The 322-nt window shown below is 76.4% G+C and carries 1 protein-coding gene; it reads right to left on the bottom strand.

Translation table 11 applies throughout. The annotated features are described in order from the left end of the window. Nucleotides 1-178, bottom strand: a 178-nt coding sequence (locus ADL22_RS36210; RefSeq protein WP_420711567.1) for an AMP-binding protein, incomplete at its 3' end; no start/stop codon positions are given. Between the last annotated feature and the right edge of the window lie 144 nt (nt 179-322).

Below are 322 nucleotides of genomic sequence, written 5' to 3'. Positions count from 1 at the left end.
CCTGGAACCACCGGACCTGCTCGAAGGTGGTGCAGATGCCCTTGGGGTGGCCGGTGGTGCCGCCGGTGTGGCGGATGGTGCAGATGTCCTCGGGGCGGGGGGGGGGGGGGGGGGGGTTGTTGCTCTTCCCCGCCGCCCGCTCCCGCAGGGGGGGGGCGGGCTTTGCCCGGCCCGGCAAAGCGGGGCCCCCCCCTTCGGGACCTGCCGGCCGGGCAAAGCCGCCAACCGCTCCCCCCCGCCCCCCGCCCCGAGGACATCTGCCCCATCCGCCACACCGGCGGCACCACCGGCCACCCCAAGGGCATCTGCACCACCTTCGAGC

It is taken from the genome of Streptomyces sp. NRRL F-4489 (genome assembly GCF_001509485.1).
Taxonomy (GTDB): Bacteria; Actinomycetota; Actinomycetes; order Streptomycetales; family Streptomycetaceae; genus Streptomyces.
This window is presented reverse-complemented; position numbering and strand designations above follow the sequence as displayed.